Origin of the sequence: Crossiella sp. CA-258035 (assembly GCF_030064675.1) — a bacterium.
Classification (GTDB): domain Bacteria; phylum Actinomycetota; class Actinomycetes; order Mycobacteriales; family Pseudonocardiaceae; genus Crossiella.
In genome coordinates, this window is the sequence record NZ_CP116413.1 from 2,167,214 (window position 1) to 2,186,922 (window position 19,709).

18 protein-coding genes are annotated in these 19,709 nt (G+C 71.4%); 9 read left to right on the forward strand and 9 right to left on the reverse strand.

Annotation, left to right across the window (positions count from 1 at the left end; all coding sequences use genetic code 11):
- The first annotated feature begins 46 nt into the window (after window positions 1-46).
- The 4 genes from N8J89_RS10485 (at window position 47) to N8J89_RS10500 (ending at window position 3,960) form a co-directional block, all read left to right on the forward strand.
- Window positions 47-946, forward strand: coding sequence for a 5-dehydro-4-deoxyglucarate dehydratase (locus N8J89_RS10485; protein ID WP_283664136.1), 900 nt, complete (start codon window positions 47-49; stop codon window positions 944-946).
- Complete coding sequence (locus N8J89_RS10490) at window positions 943-2,214, forward strand: glucarate dehydratase family protein (RefSeq protein ID WP_283664137.1); 1,272 nt, start codon at window positions 943-945, stop codon at window positions 2,212-2,214. The genes N8J89_RS10485 and N8J89_RS10490 overlap by 4 nt, the downstream gene beginning before the upstream one ends.
- A complete protein-coding gene (locus tag N8J89_RS10495) occupies window positions 2,211-3,368 on the forward strand; it encodes a hypothetical protein (protein WP_283664138.1) in 1,158 nt (385 codons plus the stop codon). Before N8J89_RS10490 ends, N8J89_RS10495 begins: the two co-directional genes overlap by 4 nt.
- A 118-nt stretch (window positions 3,369-3,486) precedes the next feature.
- The gene (locus N8J89_RS10500; RefSeq protein WP_283664139.1) at window positions 3,487-3,960 is read left to right on the forward strand and encodes a hypothetical protein; all 474 of its coding nucleotides are present in this window, start codon (window positions 3,487-3,489) and stop codon (window positions 3,958-3,960) included.
- Between the two features lie 226 nt (window positions 3,961-4,186).
- Here N8J89_RS10500 and N8J89_RS10505 read toward each other — a convergent pair whose 3' ends face one another.
- The 3 genes from N8J89_RS10505 to N8J89_RS10515 are packed head-to-tail and all read right to left on the reverse strand — an operon-like array spanning window position 4,187 to window position 8,203.
- The gene (locus N8J89_RS10505; protein WP_283664140.1) at window positions 4,187-5,425 is read right to left on the reverse strand and encodes a hypothetical protein; all 1,239 of its coding nucleotides are present in this window, start codon (window positions 5,423-5,425) and stop codon (window positions 4,187-4,189) included.
- 48 nt (window positions 5,426-5,473) lie between these two features.
- Window positions 5,474-6,511 (reverse strand): TRM11 family SAM-dependent methyltransferase, encoded by a 1,038-nt coding sequence (locus tag N8J89_RS10510; protein ID WP_283664141.1) that lies wholly within the window; start codon window positions 6,509-6,511, stop codon window positions 5,474-5,476.
- Window positions 6,512-6,541: 30 nt separating this feature from the next.
- Window positions 6,542-8,203 (reverse strand): fumarate hydratase, encoded by a 1,662-nt coding sequence (locus N8J89_RS10515; RefSeq protein WP_283664142.1) that lies wholly within the window; start codon window positions 8,201-8,203, stop codon window positions 6,542-6,544.
- Between the two features lie 168 nt (window positions 8,204-8,371).
- Between N8J89_RS10515 and N8J89_RS10520 the strand changes: the two genes are divergently transcribed.
- Window positions 8,372-9,160, forward strand: a complete 789-nt coding sequence (locus N8J89_RS10520) for an aldo/keto reductase (RefSeq protein ID WP_283664143.1) — start codon at window positions 8,372-8,374, stop codon at window positions 9,158-9,160.
- Here N8J89_RS10520 and N8J89_RS10525 read toward each other — a convergent pair whose 3' ends face one another.
- Window positions 9,161-10,048 (reverse strand): LysR family transcriptional regulator, encoded by an 888-nt coding sequence (locus N8J89_RS10525; RefSeq protein ID WP_283664144.1) that lies wholly within the window; start codon window positions 10,046-10,048, stop codon window positions 9,161-9,163.
- Between the two features lie 55 nt (window positions 10,049-10,103).
- Between N8J89_RS10525 and N8J89_RS10530 the strand changes: the two genes are divergently transcribed.
- Window positions 10,104-10,814 (forward strand): tyrosine-protein phosphatase, encoded by a 711-nt coding sequence (locus N8J89_RS10530; RefSeq protein WP_283664145.1) that lies wholly within the window; start codon window positions 10,104-10,106, stop codon window positions 10,812-10,814.
- Window positions 10,815-11,055: 241 nt separating this feature from the next.
- On the opposite strand, the gene N8J89_RS10535 is transcribed toward N8J89_RS10530, so the two are convergent.
- The 3 genes from N8J89_RS10535 to N8J89_RS10545 all read right to left on the reverse strand — a co-directional run bounded on the left by N8J89_RS10535 (window position 11,056) and on the right by N8J89_RS10545 (window position 14,235).
- Window positions 11,056-12,042, reverse strand: a complete 987-nt coding sequence (locus N8J89_RS10535) for a sigma-70 family RNA polymerase sigma factor (RefSeq protein WP_283664146.1) — start codon at window positions 12,040-12,042, stop codon at window positions 11,056-11,058.
- A gap of 262 nt (window positions 12,043-12,304) precedes the next feature.
- Complete coding sequence (gene dtd / locus N8J89_RS10540) at window positions 12,305-12,730, reverse strand: D-aminoacyl-tRNA deacylase (protein ID WP_283664147.1); 426 nt, start codon at window positions 12,728-12,730, stop codon at window positions 12,305-12,307.
- Window positions 12,727-14,235: a DUF7782 domain-containing protein gene (locus N8J89_RS10545; RefSeq protein ID WP_502868436.1), complete on the reverse strand. Its 1,509-nt coding sequence runs from the start codon at window positions 14,233-14,235 to the stop codon at window positions 12,727-12,729. Before N8J89_RS10545 ends, dtd begins: the two co-directional genes overlap by 4 nt.
- 79 nt (window positions 14,236-14,314) lie before the next feature.
- Between N8J89_RS10545 and N8J89_RS10550 the strand changes: the two genes are divergently transcribed.
- Window positions 14,315-15,358: a C45 family autoproteolytic acyltransferase/hydrolase gene (locus N8J89_RS10550; RefSeq protein WP_283664148.1), complete on the forward strand. Its 1,044-nt coding sequence runs from the start codon at window positions 14,315-14,317 to the stop codon at window positions 15,356-15,358.
- A 145-nt stretch (window positions 15,359-15,503) separates the two neighbouring features.
- On the opposite strand, the gene N8J89_RS10555 is transcribed toward N8J89_RS10550, so the two are convergent.
- Window positions 15,504-17,051, reverse strand: a complete 1,548-nt coding sequence (locus N8J89_RS10555; RefSeq protein WP_283664149.1) for a PucR family transcriptional regulator — start codon at window positions 17,049-17,051, stop codon at window positions 15,504-15,506.
- Complete coding sequence (locus tag N8J89_RS10560; RefSeq protein ID WP_283664150.1) at window positions 17,038-17,631, reverse strand: CGNR zinc finger domain-containing protein; 594 nt, start codon at window positions 17,629-17,631, stop codon at window positions 17,038-17,040. The genes N8J89_RS10555 and N8J89_RS10560 overlap by 14 nt, the downstream gene beginning before the upstream one ends.
- A 1,095-nt stretch (window positions 17,632-18,726) precedes the next feature.
- Here N8J89_RS10560 and N8J89_RS10565 point away from each other — a divergent pair.
- Together N8J89_RS10565 and N8J89_RS10570 are read left to right on the forward strand one after the other, a co-directional pair.
- Window positions 18,727-19,284 carry a hypothetical protein gene (locus N8J89_RS10565; RefSeq protein ID WP_283664151.1) on the forward strand — a complete coding sequence of 186 codons (558 nt, stop codon included), beginning with the start codon at window positions 18,727-18,729 and terminating at the stop codon, window positions 19,282-19,284.
- A 19-nt stretch (window positions 19,285-19,303) separates the two neighbouring features.
- On the forward strand, window positions 19,304-19,621 hold the full coding sequence (locus N8J89_RS10570; protein ID WP_252479107.1) for a DUF3099 domain-containing protein: 318 nt from the start codon (window positions 19,304-19,306) through the stop codon (window positions 19,619-19,621).
- The last annotated feature ends 88 nt before the right edge of the window (window positions 19,622-19,709 follow it).

The window sequence follows — 19,709 nt, forward strand, 5'->3', positions numbered from 1 at the left end:
TGTATGGGTTTCCGCCATCGCCGGTCTCGACGTCGTGAGGTCTGACATGCAGCTGGATGGAGTTCTGTTCTTCCCGGTGACCCCGTTCACCGGGACCGGCGAGGTGGCCGAGGACGTGCTCGCCGAGCACGTCAAGCGTGGGGTGGACGCCGGGCCCGGTGGCGTCTTCGTGGCCTGTGGCACGGGCGAGTTCCACGCGCTGGAACCGGGTGAGTACGAGCGCGTGGTCCAGGTGGCGGTGGAGGCCACCGCGGGCCGGGTGCCGGTGCTGGCCGGTGCGGGCGGTTCGCTGCCGCTGGCCAAGCAGTTCGCCGCCGCGGCCAAGCGGGCCGGCGCGGACGGCCTGCTGCTGCTCCCGCCGTACCTGGTGGGCTCGCGGCCGGAGGGCCTGGCCGAGTGGGTTCGCCAGATCGCCGCGAGCACCGACCTGCCGGTGATCGTCTACCAGCGCAACAACGCGGTCTTCTCCCCGGAGACCGCGGTCGAGGTGGCCAAGCTGCCCAACGTGGTCGGCTTCAAGGACGGCCTCGGCGACCTGGACCTGATGCAGCGCATCGTGCTCGCGGTCCGGGCCGAGGTGGACACCCCGTTCCAGTTCTTCAACGGCCTGCCCACCGCCGAGATGACCGTGCCCGCCTACCGCGGCATCGGCGTGGCGCTGTACTCCTCCGCGGTGTTCTGCTTCGCCCCGGAGATCTCGCTGGCCTTCTACCGCGCGGTCGAGGCCGGGGACACCGAGAAGGTCGGCGCGCTGCTGCACGGCTTCTACGGCCCGCTGGTCGCGCTGCGGGACAAGTCCCCTGGCTACGCGGTGTCGCTGGTGAAGGCCGCGGTCAGGCAGCGCGGCCTGGACTGCGGCGGCGTGCGCGCCCCGCTGACCGACCCGGCCCCGGAACACCTGGCCGAGCTGGAGAAGATCGTGGCCGCCGGACTGGAGCTGGTGTGAGCACCGGCACCCGGATCCAGCGGATCACCATCACCCCGATCGCCTTCCACGATCCGCCGCTGCTGAACTCGGCCGGGGTGCACGAGCCGTGGGCGCTGCGCTCGATCATCGAGGTGGTCACCGAGGACGGCGTGCTGGGCCTGGGCGAGAGCTACGGCGACGCCGGGCACCTGGCCAGGATGGAGAAGGTGATGCCGCGCCTGATCGGCGTGGACGTGTACGCGCTCAACCGGATCCACGCGCTGGTGGCCGAGGGGCTCGGCGGCGCGACCGGCTCGGACCACCACGGCCTCACCGGTGACTTCACCTCCGGCGGCACCGTGGACCGGGTGTTCTCGCCGTTCGAGGTGGCCTGCCTGGACATCCAGGGCCACATCCTGGGCCGCCCGGTGCACGACCTGCTGGGCGGCAAGGTCCGCGACGCGGTGCCCTACAGCGCCTACCTGTTCTACAAGTGGGCGGGGCACCCCGGCGCCGAGGACGACGAGTGGGGCGCGGGCCTGGACCCGGCCGGGATGGTCGAGCAGACCCGGAAGATGGTCTCCGAGTACGGCTTCGGCTCGATCAAGCTCAAGGGCGGGGTGTTCCCGCCCGAGCAGGAGATCGCCGCCATCCACGCGCTGCGCGAGGCATTCCCCCACCACCCCTTGCGGATCGACCCGAACTGCGCCTGGTCGGTGCCGACCTCGTTGCGGGTGGCCAAGGAGCTCGACGGCGTCCTGGAGTACCTGGAGGACCCGACCCCCGGCATCGACGGCATGGCCGAGGTGGCCAAGCAGGCCACGATGCCGTTGGCCACCAACATGTGCGTGGTCTCCTTCGACCAGCTGCCCGAGGCGGTGGCCAAGGACGCGGTGCAGGTCATCCTCTCCGACCACCACTACTGGGGCGGCCTGACCCGCTCCCGGCACCTCGGCGCGATCTGCGAGACCTTCGGCATCGGGCTGTCCATGCACTCCAACTCGCACCTGGGCATCAGCCTGACCGCGATGACCCACCTGGCCGCGGCTACGCCGAACCTGTCCTACGCCTGCGACACGCACTACCCGTGGAACGCCCAGGACGACGTGGTCGAGTCCGGCGTGGTGTCCTTTGTGGACGGATCGATGCCGGTGCCGGTCACGCCGGGCCTCGGCGTCACCCTGGACCGCGACCAGCTGGCGCGGCTGCACGAGAACTACCTCAGCTGTGGCCTGAAGGTGCGGGACGACACCGGCTACATGAAGAAGTTCCAGCCCGACTACGAGAGGAAGCGGCCCCGGTGGTGAAGTCGGTCGCCCACGTCTACCCGTGGGACATCATCGGCGATCCCGGTGCGGTGCAACGGATCCTCGACCTCGGCGTGGACGCGGTCGCACTGGCCGCCTCGTACCACACCGTGCGGGCGGCCACCCCGTTGCACCCGGAGCACCGCCTCGTCGACGCCCGGCACGCCGCGCTGTACGTGCCGGTCCGCGAGCAGGCATGGGGCGGGCGCAGGCTCACCCCGGCCGAACCGTCCTGGGTGGACGGTCCGGACTCCTACGGCCAGGCCCGGGACGCGCTCAAGGCCGCCGGCCTGCCGGTGTACGCCTGGACCGTGCTCACGCACAGCAGCCGCCTCGGCGACCTCGCGCCAGAGGTGGTGGTGCGCAACGCCTTCGGCGACCGCTACCCGTACGCGCTGTGCACCGCGCAGCCGGAGGTGGTGGAGTACGCGCTGACCCTGGTGCGCGAGATCGTCGAGCAGGGGCAGCCGGACGGCGTGGTGCTGGAGGCCTGCGGGCCGCTCGGCTTCTTCCACGGCGGGCACCACGAGAAGACCGAGGGCGGCGACTGGGGCAAGGTCCGCCAGGCCCTGTTGTCGATCTGCTTCTGCACGGCCTGCGCCGCCCGTTGCACCGAGGCCGGTATCGAGGTGGACACGCTGCGTGCCCAGGTGCGCAACGCGGTGGACGCCGGTGAGCCGGACAGCGTGGAGTCCGCGCTGGGCGCCGAACTGGCCAGCGCGCTGGCCGCCGTACGGACCAGTGTGGTCGCGCAGTTGCGCGCGCTGCTGGTCGGCGAGGTCCGCGAGTTGGCACCGCAAGCCAGGGTCATCGTGCACGCCAGCGCCGACCCGTGGGCCACCGGCCCGTTCGCCACCGCCGCGCCCGAGCTGGGCGTGGAAGTGGACGCGGTCGTGGCGATGTGCTGGCCCGGCCCGGAAGCGAGCATCCCCGGTATCGAGGCGCTGCGGAAGCTGGCCCCAGGAACCAGGATCGCCGGGTACGTGCTGGCCTTGCCGCCCAAGCCGATCGAGGCCGCCGCCATGCGCGCGGAGCTGGCCGCGCTGGCCGCGGCCGGGGTGCAGGAGTTCCACCTCTACCACGCCGGACTCGCCTCCGGGGCCAGGTTGGCCGTGGTCCGGGAAGCTTTGGACTCGCTCGGGCAGCGCCCCTGACGCCTGCCCTGGCGATGCCGTGGGATCGACCGCTCCTGCCGGGCGGTCGATCCCACGGCTGTTTTTCTGTTTAACCCGCGCGTGCAACCCGCCGTGGCTACCGTTCCGTCCTGTGCACATGAGACGTCTAGCAACCGTGGTCGGCGCCGGGGCGGCGCTGGTGCTCGCACTGAGTGCCTGTGCGGAGCCCACGGCGGGATTCGGCGGACAGCCGACCCCGCCGCCCTCCTCCTCCGCCCAGCAGCCGACGTCAGAGGTCGGACCCGAACCCGAACCGCCGCAGGGCGGAAAACCGTTGGCGAAGAACAAGGCTGATCTGTCAGCCCTGCCCGCGGACTTCCCCAAGCGGGTGTGGACCGAGGGTGACGGCAGCGTGGTCGGCACGTTCGGCAAGGAAGGCGGCTGCAGCAAGGTGCGCGCCGACCTGACCGAGCAGACCGACACCGCGGTGAAGATCACCCTGGTGGAGACCACTCCAGCCAACAGCGAGGCCTGCACGATGGACCTGCGCTTCCCGCCGGTCACGGTGAAGCTCGCCAAGCCGTTGGGCGAGCGCACGGTCAGCGTCACGGCCAAGCAGGAGACCAAGTAACCCGACCACCCACATGCACGGCGCCCCGGCAGGCGCGGACCCCAGCCGGGGCGCCGTGTTGGCCGTTGTCGTACCTCGTGTTGGCCGAAGTCGTACGCAGTGTTGGCCGTTCCGGACCTCGTGTTGGCCCCGCGGTGCCGACTTCAGCCAACATCCCGTACGAGTTCGGCCAACACGGGGTACGACTTCAGCCGAGACCCTGTACGAGTTCGGCCAACACGGCGGGTCAGCTCTGCGCCCAGAACGCCACCGAGGCGCTGGCGCTGATCGCCACCGCCCAGCAGGCGAGCAGGGACACCCGGTCCGCCACCTGCCAGAAGCGGTGCGCGGGACCCCAGGACAGTCGTTCCACCGGTGACTCCGTTGGCACGCCGAGGCTTTCCAGCAGTGGGCGGAGTGGCCGGTCGGACAGGTCGGTCCCGGTCGCGGCGAACAGCAGCGCGGTGCGCGCGGTGCCGGAGAGCTCCGGCCACGCGCCAGCTGTCAGCCGGGGCGCCTGTTCCGCCGCCGGACCCAGCGTGTCCAGCCGCCGCAGCCACCGGTCGGTCCACTGTGGAGTGACCGGGACCGCCACGCCGTGTTCCCGTTCCCAGGCCAGGTCCCGCTCACTCTGGGCCAGGACCTCCGCGCGCAGCACCGCGATCCGCTCGGCCACCGGCAGCGCCCGCACCTCCGCGGGCGGCAACGTGTCCATAATGGACGCCCAGCCCCGCGGCAAACCCAGCGCCAGCACCAGATCCGCCTCGGTCGGCTGCGCGTACCGGTCGAAGGCGGCCTCCAGCCGGTGCGCGGGCGCGACCCCGGCCCTGGCCAGCGCGCGGACATCGTCGAAGGTGACCCTGGTGACCGTGGGCGCGTGCCGCTGCGCGGGCAGCTCCTCGCGCGGCACGCCCAGCCACTCGAACGGCAGTGTCCCGGTCCGGTCCTCGGCGCTGGGCGGCAGGTGGTACCCCGGCACGCCCACCGCGCCCCGCCGGTCGCGCAGCACGTAGCCGGGCAGCGGGCCGGGTTCGTCGTCGTCCTCGTCCCAGGCGGTGATGTTCGCCGGGTCGGCCAGCCCGGCCGCGTCCAGGACCCGCTCGGCCGCGCCCTCCACCGCCACCGCCCAGGACCGCTGCCAGATCTGGGTTTCCGCGCTGTGCAACCAGGTCACCGTGGCCGGCGCCGGACCGGTGACGTCCTCGTCGCCGGCGCGGACCAGCCCGATCCGCTCGGGCTGGCGGACCAGCCAGCTGGTCGGGTAGGCGGGCCGCCGCCCGTAGGCGAAGGCCACCGTGGCGAGCACGGCCAGGCCGGCCACCACCAGCAGCCAGGCCCAGCGCGGCAGCACCAGCGGCTGCGCCATCAGCACCAGGGTGGCCACGCCCAGTCCGAGGTACCGGCCGACCGGCCGGCCCTCGGGTTCGCCATGGCTGAACGGCACCGCGCCCGTGGGCAGCCAGCGGTAGCTCGGGAACTTGCGCACCGCGACAGTATGCGGTCAGCACCCCCGCGCGGGCAGCCGGATATCGGCTCAGCCGGGTTTGCGCGCCACCACCAGGTCGCGGATGATCGACTGGTCCACCCGGTGCTCGAACTCCCGCCACGGACCGTCATCAAGCGGCTGCAAACCGTTGTCCGCCAGGATCTTCACCAGATCGTCGCGACCGGCCACGTGCGTGTTCCAGGAGATGCCGATCGCGCCGCCCGGTCGCAGGATCTGGCTCCAGCCGGGGACCGCGTTGAACAGCAGCTCCAACGGGCTGCGGGACAGGTGCTTCTGGGTGGGCCGGGACCCGTGCTGCACGCCGTAGGGCGCGTCGGTGACGATCGCGTCCACGGTCTCCGCGCGGAAGAACTCCCGGCTGCGCACGGTGTCGGCGTTGACCACCATGAGCTGGTTGACCTCGCCGGCCTTGTACAGCTCCTTGGTCAGCCCCAGCTTCACGCTGAGCCGCTTGCCGATCAGCGCCTTGTCCCGGCGGATCGGGGTGACCTCGTGCTGGTGCTTGACCCGGTGGTTCTTCAGCCAGGTGGCCAGGAAGTGCGCGTAGGCGTCGAAGTCCTTGCCGTCCAGGTCCATGCCGTAGGCGTCGTAGCCGTACATCAGCGCCTGGTTGAGCGTGGTGCCCCGCCCGCACATCGGGTCGAACACGGCCAGCCGCTTCGCCAGCAGCTCGGTGGGTTCGGCGCGGGCCAGCAGGGTGACGTTGAGCAGCAGCTTGGTGAAGTGCTCGTTGGTCTTGCCCGAGTACTTCTGGATGGTCAGCAGGTCGCTGCTGAACTTGTCCACAGGGGACACTCGCAGCGGCCGCAGCAGCTCGCCCTCCACCGCGAACAGCGCGTACACCGAGGACAGGTTGGACAGCAACGAGATGTCGTACTCGTCCAGTTCCCCGGCTTCGAACGTGACGTAGGGAACGCCGCCGATATCCGTCTCGGCGACCTCCCCGACCTCGCTGTGCAACGCGGTCTCGCTGAACACCGCCAGCTCGGTGCGGGTCAGCCGGACGGCCGACTCCCCGTACACCCGGTTGAACGCGGGCAGAATCAGCAGCGCGTACCTTGCCATGTGCTCACAATCGTTCTGGGGTAAGGAAAATCAGCGGTGGAAGGACACCTGCAGCGTCGGCTGGCTGGTGCCCGCGAAGAAGTCGTTGCCCTTGTCGTCGACCACCACGAACGCGGGGAAGTCCTCCACCTCGATCTTCCACACCGCCTCCATGCCCAGCTCGGCGTACTCCAGCACCTCGACCTTGCGGATGCAGTCCTGGGCCAGCCGCGCCGCCGGGCCGCCGATCGAGCCGAGGTAGAACCCGCCGTGGCTCTGGCAGGCCTCGGTCACCTGCTTGGACCGGTTTCCCTTGGCCAGCACGACCAGTGAGCCGCCCGCGGCCTGGAACTGCTCGACGTAGGAGTCCATCCGGCCCGCGGTGGTCGGCCCGAACGAACCCGAGGCGTAGCCCTCCGGCGTCTTGGCCGGGCCCGCGTAGTAGACGGGGTGGTCGCGCAGGTACTGCGGCATGCCCTCGCCCGCGTCCAGCCGCTCCTTGATCTTGGCGTGCGCGATGTCGCGGGCCACCACCAGCGGACCGGTCAGCGACACCCTGGTCTTCACCGGCAGCTGCGACAGCGTCTCCCGGATCTCCGCCATCGGGCGGGTCAGGTCGATCCGCACCACCTCGTCGGAGAGCTCGCCGTCGCCGACCTCGGGCAGGAACCGCGCCGGGTCCCGCTCCAGCTGCTCGATGAACACGCCCTCCGGGGTGATCTTCGCCTTGGCCTGCCGGTCCGCCGAGCAGGACACCGCCACACCGACCGGGCAGGAGGCGCCGTGCCGCGGCAGCCGGATCACCCGCACGTCGTGGCAGAAGTACTTGCCGCCGAACTGCGCGCCGATGCCGAACTGCCGGGTCAGCTCCAGCACCTGCTGTTCCAGGTCGACATCGCGGAAGGCGTGCCCCAGCGGCGATCCCTCGGTGGGCAGCTCGTCCAGGTAGCGCGCGGAGGCCAGCTTGGCCACCTTCAGGTTCTGCTCCGCGGACAGGCCGCCGACCACCACCGCCAGGTGGTAGGGCGGGCAGGCCGCGGTGCCCAGGCTGCGCAGCTTCTCGTCCAGGAACTTGGCCAGCCGCGCCGGGTTCAGCAGCGCCTTGGTCTCCTGGTACAGGAAGGTCTTGTTCGCGCTGCCGCCGCCCTTGGCCATGAACAGGAACTCGTACTTGGGTTCCTGGCCGGGCTTGGTGAAGACCTCCACCTGCGCGGGCAGGTTGGAGCCGGTGTTCTTCTCGTCCCAGAAGGTCACCGGGGCCATCTGCGAGTAGCGCAGGTTCAGTTCCTGGTAGGCGTCGAAGATGCCCCTGGACAGCGCCTGCTCGTCCGCGCCGCCGGTGAGCACGGTCTCGGTGCGCTTGCCCATCACGATCGCGGTGCCGGTGTCCTGGCACATCGGCAGCACCCCGCCCGCGGCGATGCAGGCGTTGCGCAGCAGGTCCATCGCCACGAACCGGTCGTTGCCGCTGGCCTCCGGGTCGTCGATGATCGCGCGCAGCTGAGCCAGGTGCGAAGGCCGCAGCAGGTGCTGGATGTCCTTGATCGCCTCCCGGGCGAGCAGGGTCAGCACCTCGGGGTCGACCTCGAGGAAGCGCCGCCCGGCCGCCTCGACCAGCCGCACGCCCTCGGTGGTGACGAGGCGGTACTCGGTCTGGTCCGGGCCCAGCGGCAGGACGTCGGTGTAGTTGAACGCCGTGGTGGTGGCAGTCACGCCGGCTCCCTTGCCTGCGGTTCGGGTATCTCATGAAACTACCGCGTGCGCTCGGCCGCCCCGCGCTGACCGGGTGTGATCCATGTCCGGATCGTGCAGCGGCGCTGGACCGGGCAGTCCGCTGACGGTGCACCCACGGCCCGGCTGAGCTGGGCAGAGTCTCCGGACATGACGATCAGTGACTTCCGGATGGGGTTCGGCGCGATGCGGCTCACCGGCTGGGACCGGCCCGCCGACCCGGCCCAGGCGATCGGGGTGGCCCGCCACGCGGTGGAGCTCGGCGTGGACTTCATCGACACCGCCGACGCCTACGGACTCGGCGCCAACGAGGAGCTCCTGGCCCAGGCCCTGCACCCCTACCCGGCGCACCTGGTGATCGGCACCAAGGCAGGCCAATGTCGGCCGGGGCCGGGGGAGTGGGTGCCGCTGGGCCGCCCGGAGTACCTGCGCCAACAGGTGGAGCTGAGCCTGCGGCGGCTGCGGGTGGAGTGCCTGGACCTGTTCCAGCTGCACCGGATCGACCCGAAGATCCCGGCGCAGGAACAGTTCGGCGTGCTGGCCGACCTGGTGCGCGAGGGCAAGGCGGCCAGGGTCGGGCTGTCCGAGGTGAGCGTCGAGCAGCTGGCGCTGGCCCGTGAACAGGTGGAGATCGCCAGCGTGCAGAACCGGTACAACCTGGCCGACCGGCGGCACGAGGACGTGCTGGCCTGCTGCGAGGCGGCGGGGATCGCGTTCGTGCCCTGGCTGCCGGTGGCCAACGGCGCGCTGCCCCAGCCGGTGACCGAGGTGGCGCGGGAGCTCGGCGCGACACCGGCGCAGGTGGCGCTGGCCTGGCTGCTGCACCGCTCGCCGGTGGTCGTGCCGATCCCCGGCACCAGCTCGCGGGCGCACCTGGCGGAGAACGTGGCCGCGCGGGAGATCACGCTGACCGCGGCGCAGCTGGCCAGACTCGGGTGATCAACCAGCCAGCTCCAGCGCCGCCAGGTCGACGGCTTCCAGCACCGCCCTGATCGCCGGTCGCCGCGCCGACTCCGGCCGCCACACCGCGTACACGTGCCGGTGCGGCGCGGGATCCAGCTCGACCACCCGCACGCCCGGCGGCAGCTCGCCCCGGCCCAGCCTCGGCATCATCGCCACCCCCAGCCCGCGCGCCACCAGCGCCAGCTGGGTGTGGTGCTCGCCCGCGGTGTGCAGCACGTCCGCGCCGCCGGTGATCCGGTGCAGCCAGGCGTGGCACCCGGTCCCGTCCGGCCAGCTGACCCAGCCCTCCCCGGCCAGCTCGGCAAGGGACACGGTGCCGGTCAGCCTGTGCCCCACTGGCACAGCGAGGTCGACCACGTCGTCCAGCAGCGGCGCGCGGTCCAGGCCGGTCGGCAGGTCCAGGGGTTCGTCCGGCCAGTCCTGCAGGATCGCCAGGTCCAGCTCGGCGCGGGCGACCAGCGGCAGGCACTCGTGCGGTTCCAGCTCGCCGAGCCGGACCCGCAGCTCGGGGTGGCGGGCGCGGAGCAGGGCCAGCGCGGGCGGCAGCAGGGCGCGGGCCGCGGTGGAGAAGGCCGCCACCGACACCCCGCCCAGCACCGCCCCGGCGTGGTCCTCCACCGCGGCCTCCGCCTCGGCGACCGCGGCCAGGATGCGTTCGGCGTGCTCGACCAGCACCAGCGCGGCCTCGGTCAGCCGCACCCCGCGCCCGGTGCGCTCCAGCAGCGGCCGCCCCAGCTCGCGCTCCAGCCTGGCCAGCCGCTGGGACACCGCCGAGGTGGTCAGGTGCAGCACCCGCGCGGCCGCCCGCACCGAACCCTGGGCGTGCACCGCGTGCAGGGCTTGCAGCTGGGGCAGGTCGAGCACCGCTGATCTCCCGCGTAGGTTTGGGTGTCAACTCAACTTAGTCGAGGGGGACATGATGACGACCGGCTTGGCCAACGGCAGGGACCTGGGCGGACTGCCCACCGAGGACGGCAGGCAGACCCGCCCCGGCGTGCTGCTGCGCAGCGAGGCGCCGATGGCCGGCGACCCGGTGCCGGAGCTGGCCGGCTGGCCGCCCGCGGTCGTGCTCGACCTGCGCGGCGCCAAGGAGGGCAACCCGGAGCACCCGCTGCTGCTCGACGGCGCGCAGGTGCACCGCATTCCGATGCTGGACCTGGTGATGGCCGCCGCGGCCACCGATCCCGCCGCGCTGGACCTGGGCAAGCTCTACCTCCAGCTGCTGGAGGAGTCCGCGGCCGGGCTGGTCGAGGTGGTCCGGCTGGCCGGGTCGGCGCCGGGCGCGGTGCTGGTGCACTGCTCGGTCGGCAAGGACCGCACCGGGGTGTCGGTCGCGCTGCTGCTGCGGGTGGCCGGGGTGCCGAGGGAGGTCGTGGTCGCCGACTACGTGCGCACCGAGGCCAACATGAGCGGGGTGATCCGCCGGGTCGCGCTCAGCCTCGGCCGTCCCGAGCCCACCGAGGAGCAGCTGGCCGCGATGAAGCACCTGCTGGCCGCCCCCGCCCCGGCGATCGAGGGCGTGCTGGACGTGCTGGACAACCACGAAGGCGGCCCCCGCGGCTGGCTGCTCGCCCACGGCGCCACCGAGCAGGAGATCAACCGCTGGATCACCCGCATCCTGGCGGACTGACCCGGCGTGTTGGCCGAACTCGTACGGGGTCTTGGCCGATCCGGGACGTCGGCCGGCTGACCGGCCCCGGACATGTCGGAAGGCCGGACCCGCCCCCGACGGGTCCGACCTCCCGGGGTGTGCAGTCCGGCCGCAGTGGTACGTCCGGGCTGCGCAGTCTGTGTTGGTTCTTGAGAACCGTGCCGTGAGGCAGGTCACAAGTCAACGCGGCTATCTGGGTGAGACGGGGGACTACTCAGCGTCAGCTGGCGTAGGCGCGCAGGCGTTCGGCGCGGTCACCCTGACGGAGCTTGGACATGACCTCCCGCTCGATCTGGCGCACCCGCTCCCGCGAGAGGCCGAACCGGCGGCCGATCTGGTCCAGCGTCCTGGGCTGGCCGTCGTCCAGGCCGTAGCGCAGGCGGATCACGTGCTGCTCCCGGTCGTCCAGGGTGGCCAGCACCCGGCGCAGGTCGTCCTGGAGCAGGCCCGAGATGACCGCGCTCTCGGCGTCGGTGGCCTCGGAGTCCTCGATGAAGTCGCCCAGCGGGGCGTCTTCCTCGGCGCCCACCGGCATGTCCAGGCTCACCGGGTCCCGCGCGTGGTCGAGCAGGTCGGCGATCTTGTCAGCGGGCAGGCCGGACTCGGCGGCCAGTTCCTCGTGCGTGGCCTCGCGGCCCAGCTGCTGGTGCAGGTCGCGCTTGATCCGGGCCAGCTTGTTCACCTGTTCCACCAGGTGCACGGGCAGCCGGATGGTGCGGCCCTGGTCGGCCATGCCGCGGGTGATCGCCTGGCGGATCCACCAGGTCGCGTAGGTGGAGAACTTGAAGCCCTTGCTGTAGTCGAACTTCTCCACCGCGCGGATCAGGCCCAGGTTGCCTTCCTGGATCAGGTCCAGCAGCGGCATGCCGCGGCCGGTGTAGCGCTTGGCGAGGCTGACCACCAGGCGGAGGTTCGCCTCCAGCAGGTGGTTCTTCGCGGTGTGCCCGTCCCGGACCAGCGTCCGCAGGTCCGCGCGGCGCTGCGGGGACAGTGACCTGTCCTCATCCAGCATGTGCCGCGCGAATACACCTGCCTCGATCCGCTTGGCGAGATCGACCTCCTGCGCCGCGGTCAACAGCGCGGTGCGGCCGATTCCGTTCAGGTAGACTCGAACCAAGTCAGCCGCGGGGCTCTGCGCGTCGAGGTCGTGCGCCTCGAGAACAACCTCCTGCGGCTCCTGCTCAGTAAGCTTCAGTGGGACGGTCATCGGAGCTCCCTCCCTGGTCGCGGGCAAACAGGCGTCATGCGGGCATGCGTCACCAAGCCGACGCCCCGTTGCGCGGCGGCCCCTTCAGTGCGGGGTTCCGTCCCTGTTCGGATTCCCCGTCCTGTCCTGGCTGGACACTTGGATAACGAAGCCGATCGCGGTTTCGTTCCCGGTACCCACTCTCTATTTGCAAGACGTCAGGCGCTCCTGCGGGGTTGCTTCCGCAGGCTGAGGATTCGCTGAGAAGGCGTAAAGAGAACCCTTAAAGATCGACCAGCACGGTGAATGGCCCGTCGTTCACGCTTTCCACCGCCATGGCCGCCCGGAACCGCCCGGTCTCCACCCGCGCACCCCGGTTGCGCAGGGCTTCTACCACCGCGGCCACCAACGGTTCGGCGGCTTCCGGCCGGGCCGCCCCGGTCCACGAGGGCCGCCTGCCCTTGCGGGTCTGGCCGTAGAGCGTGAACTGGCTCACTACGAGCAGCGGAGCCCCGGTTTCGGCACAGGACTGCTCGTCCCGCAGCACGCGCAACTCGTGCAGCTTGCGGGCCATGGTGGCCGCGGTCGCCTCGGTGTCGGTGTGCGTGACGCCGAGCAGGACCAGCAGGCCCGGCTCGTCGATCGCGCCCACCACCTCGCCGTCCACGGTCACGCTGGCCCGGCTCACCCGGGAGACGACCGCCCTCACGTGACCACCCAGTCGGCGGGCACCAGCATCCCGTGCCGGATCAGGTTGCGCACCGCGGGCAGCGCGCCCATGGCCAGCACCTCCGGCGGCAGGTCGTGCGCGGCGGCCAGCAGGCCGAGCAGGTCGGCCAGGTCCAGATGGCCCCGGCAACCGGCCAGCAGCGCGGCGGCCAGGTCGTCCAGGTCGTGCTGCCAGCCCGGCCCGTCCTGCCGGTGCAGGCGGCGCACCACCGAGGTCCAGCCGTCCTCGGCCGGGCTGGACACCTCTTCCAGCAGCACCGCGGCCGGCACGGTGAGCCGGGCGGCGAGCAGGTCCTCGTCCGCGCTGTGCTGACGAAGCCAGGCCACCCGGTCCAGCCAGCCAGCGGTCTCCGGGCCCAGCGGGTCGTCGTAGGCCTGGCGCAGGTCCTCGCAGACGATGTCGGCGGGCCCGGACTGGGTGTGCCGCAAGGTCACGAAGCCGAACCCGATGCCCTCGACCTGGTTCTCGGCGAACCAGTCCAGCCAGCGCCCCGCCTGCTCCCGGCCCTCCGGCGAACGCGGGTCCACCCCGGCGTCGCGCAGCCAGGTGCCGACGTAGAGCGCCGGATCAGCCACATCGCGCTGCACAACCCAGGCGTCCAGCCCGGTCTCGGGCAGCCAGGAGGCGACCCGCTCGGCCCAGTCCTGGCCCTTGACGTGCAGCCAGGAGGCGAGCAGCTGCCCGACCCCGCCGTCGGCCAGATGCGCGGGCAGCTGCCGGATGACCAGCTCGCTGGCCGAGTCCCCGGACAGCCCGGAGTCGCGGTAGACGTAGTCCACCCTTGGCGGCCCGACCACGAACGGCGGGTTGCACACCACCTGCTGGAACCGCCTGCCTGCCACCGGCGCGAACCACTCGCCGCGGGCCAGCTCCACGTCCAGCTGGTTGAGCCGGAAGGTGGCCGAGGCCAGCGCGAGCGCCCGGCCGGAGAGGTCGGTGGCGGTGACGTGCTCGGCGTGCCTGCTCGCGTGCAGCGACTGCACCCCGCAGCCGGTGCCCAGGTCGAGCAGGGTGCCGACCGGACGGCGCGCGGTGGCCCTGGCCAGGCTGATCGAGGCGTGCCCGACGCCGAGCACGTGGTCGGTCGGCACCGGGCCGCCGAGGGCCTCGGAGTCCAGGTCGGAGATCACCCACCAGGAGCCCTGGTCGTCGCCGTAGGGCCGGACGTCCAGCGCGGCCCGCACCTGTTCGCCGTCGGCGCGCAGCAGTCCGGCGGTGATCGCCTCGGCCACCGGCAGCGGCCGCAGTGCCGCCGCGGCCTCGCTCTCCCGCACCGGCTCGTTCAGCAGGAACAGCCGGACCAGCGCGCCCAGCGCGCCGCCGTCGGCGCAGGCGCGGGCGGCCGGTTCCAGCTCACCGCGGCCCAGCGCGGCGTGCGCGGCCGGGCCGAGCAGCTCGAGCACGCCGTCCGCGTGGTAGTCCGCGGACAGGAAGGCCGTCCGCAGCCGGTCGCATACCTGGTCATCGATCCCAATGCCGAACACGCGAAGATCCTCACACGTTTCGCCGATCCCCACTTCTCCGCCCGTCCGCCTAGGTTGAAACGCAGGAGGGGGTGATCCCATGTCCGTGGCGCACGCGCACCGCGAGCTGGACGGCCTGCGCTGGGCCGGGCTGAGCGGGCCCCGCCTCGAGGTCTTCCGCGCGCTCGGCGAGGAGTACCGCGCCGAGATCGCCGAGGCGGTGCACTCGCTGCCGGAGTGGCCCGCGCTGGACCGCTACGCCCGCACCGACACCGGCCTGGTCCGGCTGTCCAGGCTCAGCGCGCTGACCAGGGTGAACCACGCTCAGGAATATGCCGAGCTCGCGGCGATGGCCCAGGGCGCGAACCAGTCCGAGCGAACCCTGCTGCTGGTCAACCTGCGCGGCGACCTGCCCGCGCAGGCCAGCAGCGCGGGCTGTTCGGACCTGGCCTGGCCGGGCCGGGTGTTCGCGCACAACGAGGACGGCGGCGCCGAGCTGGCCGGCCGTCTGCTGCTGGTCACCCTGGACTGCGCGGGCGAGGTCCCGGTCACCGCGCTCTGGTACCCGGGCATGCTGCCCAGCAACGCCTTCACCCTGACCGGCCACGGCCTGGTCTTCGGCCTGGACCACCTGCCGGTGACCGAACCGGCCATCGCACCGGGCAGGCACTTCGTGGCCCGCGCGGTGCACCGGGCCCGGGACCTGGACGAGGCCGTCCGGCTGCTGACCGAGCTGCCTTCCGCCGGCGGGTTCGCCTACAACCTGGCCGAGCTGCGCACCGGCCGGGTCGCGCACGTGGAGGCCGCGGCCGGGTCGAGCGCGGTCGAGGAAGCGGGGGAGGGCCCGTTCTGGCACACCAACCACCTGCGCCACCTGGACCTGCCCGAGCTGGTCACCCGGTCCAGCCGGGAGCGGGCGAAGGTCCTCGACGCCCTGGAACCGCCCGCCGAGCCGGATGTGGAGTGGTTCCTGGACGTGCTGACCAGCCCGCACCCGCGCGGCGTCTGCCGTCAGCCGGCCGAAGGCGACACGGCCACCCTGGCCACCTGCGTGGTGGACCTGGCCGCGGCGGAGCTGACCGTGGTGCCCAGCAGCGGAAAGCGCTTCACCTGTTCGGTGGCCGCCGCGCTGGCCGGACCGTGACGCGCCACTGGACCGCCCGGACGGCAAGGGCGAGGAAGACGAAGCCGCCGATCAGCGCGAGGGTGTAAGGCAGGTTGGCCACGAGCGGAATGGTCGGGCCGCCGACCGGTCGCGGTGAACCCCCGTTCACGCCTCGTTGACGCCGCTACCAGCGATCTTTACGCGATCCTTGCGCCGGCAGCGCGGCCAGCGCGACGGTCAGGGCCAGCCGCTGGTCGGCTTCGTCCAGGCGCAGCGCGGTCAGCTGCTCGATCTTGCGCAGCCGGTAGCGCAGGGTGTTGGGATGCACGGCGAGCCTGCGCGCGGCGGCCTTGCCGTCGCCACCCGCGGCCAGCCAGGCGCGCAGCGTGGCGAGGTAGTCGGTGCCGTGCTCGGTGTCCTGCCGGAGCAGGTCGGCCACCGGCCCGCGCGTGGGCAGCCGCCCGGCCTCGGCCGCGGTCCGCAGCCGCAGCAGCAACACCTGCGCCCAGTGCTCGTCGTAGTCCACGGTGTCGGTCTCAACCAGCCCCGCCACCCGCGCCGCCAGACACTCCTCGGCCTCCAGCCGGCTGGCGGGAAGGTCGCCGGGGTTGGCCCGCCCGCCGATCCCGGCGTGCACGGCCACGTCGGCGGGCAGCTCCCGCAGCAGCGAACGCAGCCAGTCTCGCGCCGGGTTGTCATCGGGCAGCACGGTGTAAAGAACGTTGCCGAGCAACGCGCTGCGCCCGGGCCGCGACCAGCCGAACCCGGAGGTGGCCCGCTCGAAGGCGAGCAGCGCCGCCCCGTGCTCGTTCATCCCGGCGTGCGCGTGCAAGGCGACCACCCGCAACGCCCCGGCGGCCAGCCCCAGCCGCGACAACGTGCCCGGCGCGTCCGCGGTCCCGTCCAACAGACTCAGCACCGCATCGGCTTCGGCCCGCCGCTCCAGATCAGCCCCCGCACGGGCGCGCAGCAGGTGCAGTGCCGCAGTGCGCGCCCCGTCCACCATGGCCGAGTGCGCCTGCGGCCGCACCGGCGGCGTCACCTCGACCCACACCGACCCAAGAAGTTCCCGCCCAGCCCGAATAGCCACGATCAGGCGACCCAGCAACCCAGGCGTCAGCGCCGGCACCAGCAACGGCTCGTCCGAGTTGGCCAGGTGCTTGAACACGCCGTGTTCTTCCAGGGCCTTGAGCACATCCGGCGGCACCCGCCGTCCAAGAATGGTCTGCACCCGCGCCGCGTCCACGTCCTCCTGCCGGTTGGAGTAGGCCAGCACCCGGGACTGGAGATCCTCGATGGTGACCGGCCCGCCCACCACCGCCGCGATCGCATCCGCCACCGCGAACAGGTCCCCCGGCACATCCCGGCTGGGCCCCTGCCCACTGAGCACCAACGTGTGAATCAGCCCCGCCAGATGACTCCAAGGCACCGCAGGATCAACCATCAACACGGCCGCTCCGGAACTCCGAGCCGCGGCCAGCACCCGCTCGTCCAGCTCCGGCGGCCCGTGCAACACCACGGCCGCGGCGGTAGTCCCCCGCACCAGCCGCGCCGCCGCCGTCACCGACCCGGTGCCGATGCCCAGCAACACATCGGTCGGACTGGTCGGATGCGACTCGGTCGGATCATGCAGCGACAACCCCCGCAGCTCAACCTCCCGCCCCCGAGGCGCACAACCCAGCCGAGTGCCCAGCCCGCCAAGTACATCGACCAGTCGCTCAAGCGTGACCATGCGCGGCTCCCTGCCGTCCGCGCTGCTTGGCCCGGTTGCCACACCGCTGCATCGAGCACCAGCGCCGCTGACCGGGCCGGGAGGTGTCCACGAAGATCAGCTCGCAGTCACTGCCCGAACAATGCCGAACACGGTCGATGTAGGGCCCCCCGAACAACTCAATGGCATCCCTGGCAAAGGCGGACAACACGGCCGCCCCGGCAACCGGCTCCTGCCACTGCCGCCCATTGCTGGTCAACTTGGGCACCGGCGGCGGCGCGGCGGCCAACCGGTTCCAGTCGGAGAAGTGCACCCGCCGAATCGGCTCACGCCGCGCGGCCCGAACCGCACACTGCCAGACAGACTCCCGCAACTTCTTCAGCTCACCCAGCTCCGCAGCGCTCAACTCGATCCGCGCCTTACCGAACCGGGTGTCGGTCAACCACCGCCGGAAGTCCTCAACCTCACCCAGCACCTCCCAGGTGCCGCGCTCATCCTCCCCACTGCTGACCAGCAACTCCAGACACAACGCACCAGGATTGAACCGATACCGCTGCCCGTCATGCCCAACCATCGGCAGCCCAACCGCCTCGTCACCCATACCCGCCACCCTAACCGGTATAACCGGTACCCACCCCTCAAACCGGTAGCCCCACTTAAACCGGTTACCACCGGTCGTACAGACGGCCACCACCGATACAGGTGAACACCACTTGCCAGGGCGACCACCACTCGTGCACCCAGCCACCACTCACAAGGCCGACTGCCACTCAGAGAGTCGCCCGCCACTCATACGGTTGGTCAGTCGCCACGCACTCGGCCGCCACCCGCGAGCCTGACCTCCACCCGCGACGTTGCCCTCCGCCCGCGACGTGCCCTCCGCCCGCCACATTGGCCTCCGTCCTCGGCCTTGGTCGCCGCCCTCGGTCTTGGTTGCCACTCGCGAGATGGCCTGCATCCGCGCCGTTGGCCGCCATTCGTGCGGTCGATCGCCGCTGGTGGTCGGCAGCCCTCAAGTGGTTGATCAGCGGTCGCCATGCTGGCCGCCACCCCGCACGGTTGATCACCGCTCGCACGGTCAGCCACCGGCCGTGCCGGTGGCCACCGGTCATAGCAGTGCCCACCGGTTTAAGCGGTATTCACCGGTTAAACCAGCGGGCACCCGTTAAACGGGGACGCACCGGTTGGACCGGTGTGCATCGGTTGAACCGGTGTGAGCCGGTTTAACGGGTGCCCGCTGGTTAAAGCGGCGCGTCCCGGTCTAACCGGCACGCCCGGTTGAACCAAGCGCCCGGTTTGGACCGGTACTTCCGGCGCTCTCAAAGGCGCCCACCTGCCCGCCTCTCCTGTCCACCTCGCCGGCCCGTTGGCCCTGGCAGCCCGACCCGCCCATCCGCCCGCCTGCCGATGGCCCCACCCACCCGGTCTGCCCGCCCTGCCCGGCGGCACCGCCGCCCTGCCTGCCCGTTCATCCCGGCCTGCCCTTCCTCCCCGCCTGCCCGCCTGCCCCGCTCGCCTGACCTGTCCGGCTCACCCCGCTCGCCCGGCCTGCCCGGCTCGCCCGGCTGCGCGCTCGCACCGCTTACCTAAGCGCCCGCCCGAACACCCCCACCCCGCGCTCGCCCAGCCCGCCCCAACCTGCCGATCCCCGCCCCACCCGCAAGCACCCCCGCGCCACCGGCCTACTGTCGCGGACATGACACAGGTTCCGGTCTGGGTGCCGGTGGTCGTGGGGCTGCTGGGGCTCCTCGGTGTGCTCGGCGCCCAGTTCATCGCCGCCTGGCGGGAGGACCGCCGGTGGAACCGGGAGAAGCGCCGGGATGAGGACAACAAACGATTTGACGCCCGGCGTGAGGCTTATGCCCAGGTGATCGGCGCACTGGAGTCCTGGGACTGGGTGATGCACCCGCACAAGGACAAGGCGCGCGGGGTGGACTTGGTTATCGGCGAACTCGAACTTGTCGATCTGCGCACAGCCTGGATCGAAGCCAAGAATGTGCTTGGCCTGATCAATCTGGTGGGTACCCCCGAGATTCGGGATTTGTTGCGCACCGCAATGATTTCACGGTCCCGGCTCTCCCGTGAACTGACCCGGCCCGACAAGGACGGCATCCGGCTGGAGCTGGTCGAAAAGTACTGGTCCGAAGCCCAGGACACCTATGCGCGACTGCGCAATCTCATGCGGTCGGATCTCGGCTTCGAAGCTGTCGATCCCAAAGGCTCTCCCGCCCGGCCCGACCTGGTGGAAAGATGACGAAAGGAGGTGGTGTCGGATGACCACACATCGGGACGGCACCCCGGTCCTGATCACTGAGGCGCAGCAGTCCTACGAGGACCAGTTCGCGGCTCGGAAGCGCAAGTACTTCCTGATGATGTCGATGCGTATCCCGTGCCTGGTGGCGGCCGCGGCCTGCTACCAGATCCCGTGGCTGGCGATCGGTCTGCTGGTGTTGTCGGTGCCGCTGCCGTGGATGGCGGTGCTGATCGCCAACGACCGCCCGCCGCGAAAGGCGGAGAAGGTGAACCGGTTCCGGCGGGTGCGTGACGATACCGCCATCGAATCGAAACAACATCCTGTAATCGAGGGCTGATCTCCACCCGGAGTGGCGGTATGGTTACGTTCCGCTCAATCACAGGGGGCTCAGGTGGACGGTGCGGAAACTCGCCCAGTAGTTGTAG

Bases quoted from the DNA above. Each gene is read 5' to 3' on its own strand.
- N8J89_RS10485 (WP_283664136.1), top strand. From the start codon at position 47: ATGCAGCTGGATGGAGTTCTGTTCTTCCCGGTGACCCCGTTCACCGGG.
- N8J89_RS10500 (WP_283664139.1), top strand. From the start codon at position 3,487: ATGAGACGTCTAGCAACCGTGGTCGGCGCCGGGGCGGCGCTGGTGCTC.
- N8J89_RS10510 (WP_283664141.1), bottom strand. From the start codon at position 6,511: ATGGCAAGGTACGCGCTGCTGATTCTGCCCGCGTTCAACCGGGTGTAC.
- N8J89_RS10520 (WP_283664143.1), top strand. From the start codon at position 8,372: ATGACGATCAGTGACTTCCGGATGGGGTTCGGCGCGATGCGGCTCACC.
- N8J89_RS10530 (WP_283664145.1), top strand. From the start codon at position 10,104: ATGACGACCGGCTTGGCCAACGGCAGGGACCTGGGCGGACTGCCCACC.
- N8J89_RS10535 (WP_283664146.1), bottom strand. From the start codon at position 12,042: ATGACCGTCCCACTGAAGCTTACTGAGCAGGAGCCGCAGGAGGTTGTT.
- N8J89_RS10550 (WP_283664148.1), top strand. From the start codon at position 14,315: ATGTCCGTGGCGCACGCGCACCGCGAGCTGGACGGCCTGCGCTGGGCC.
- N8J89_RS10555 (WP_283664149.1), bottom strand. From the start codon at position 17,051: ATGGTCACGCTTGAGCGACTGGTCGATGTACTTGGCGGGCTGGGCACT.
- N8J89_RS10560 (WP_283664150.1), bottom strand. From the start codon at position 17,631: ATGGGTGACGAGGCGGTTGGGCTGCCGATGGTTGGGCATGACGGGCAG.
- N8J89_RS10565 (WP_283664151.1), top strand. From the start codon at position 18,727: ATGACACAGGTTCCGGTCTGGGTGCCGGTGGTCGTGGGGCTGCTGGGG.
- N8J89_RS10570 (WP_252479107.1), top strand. From the start codon at position 19,304: ATGACCACACATCGGGACGGCACCCCGGTCCTGATCACTGAGGCGCAG.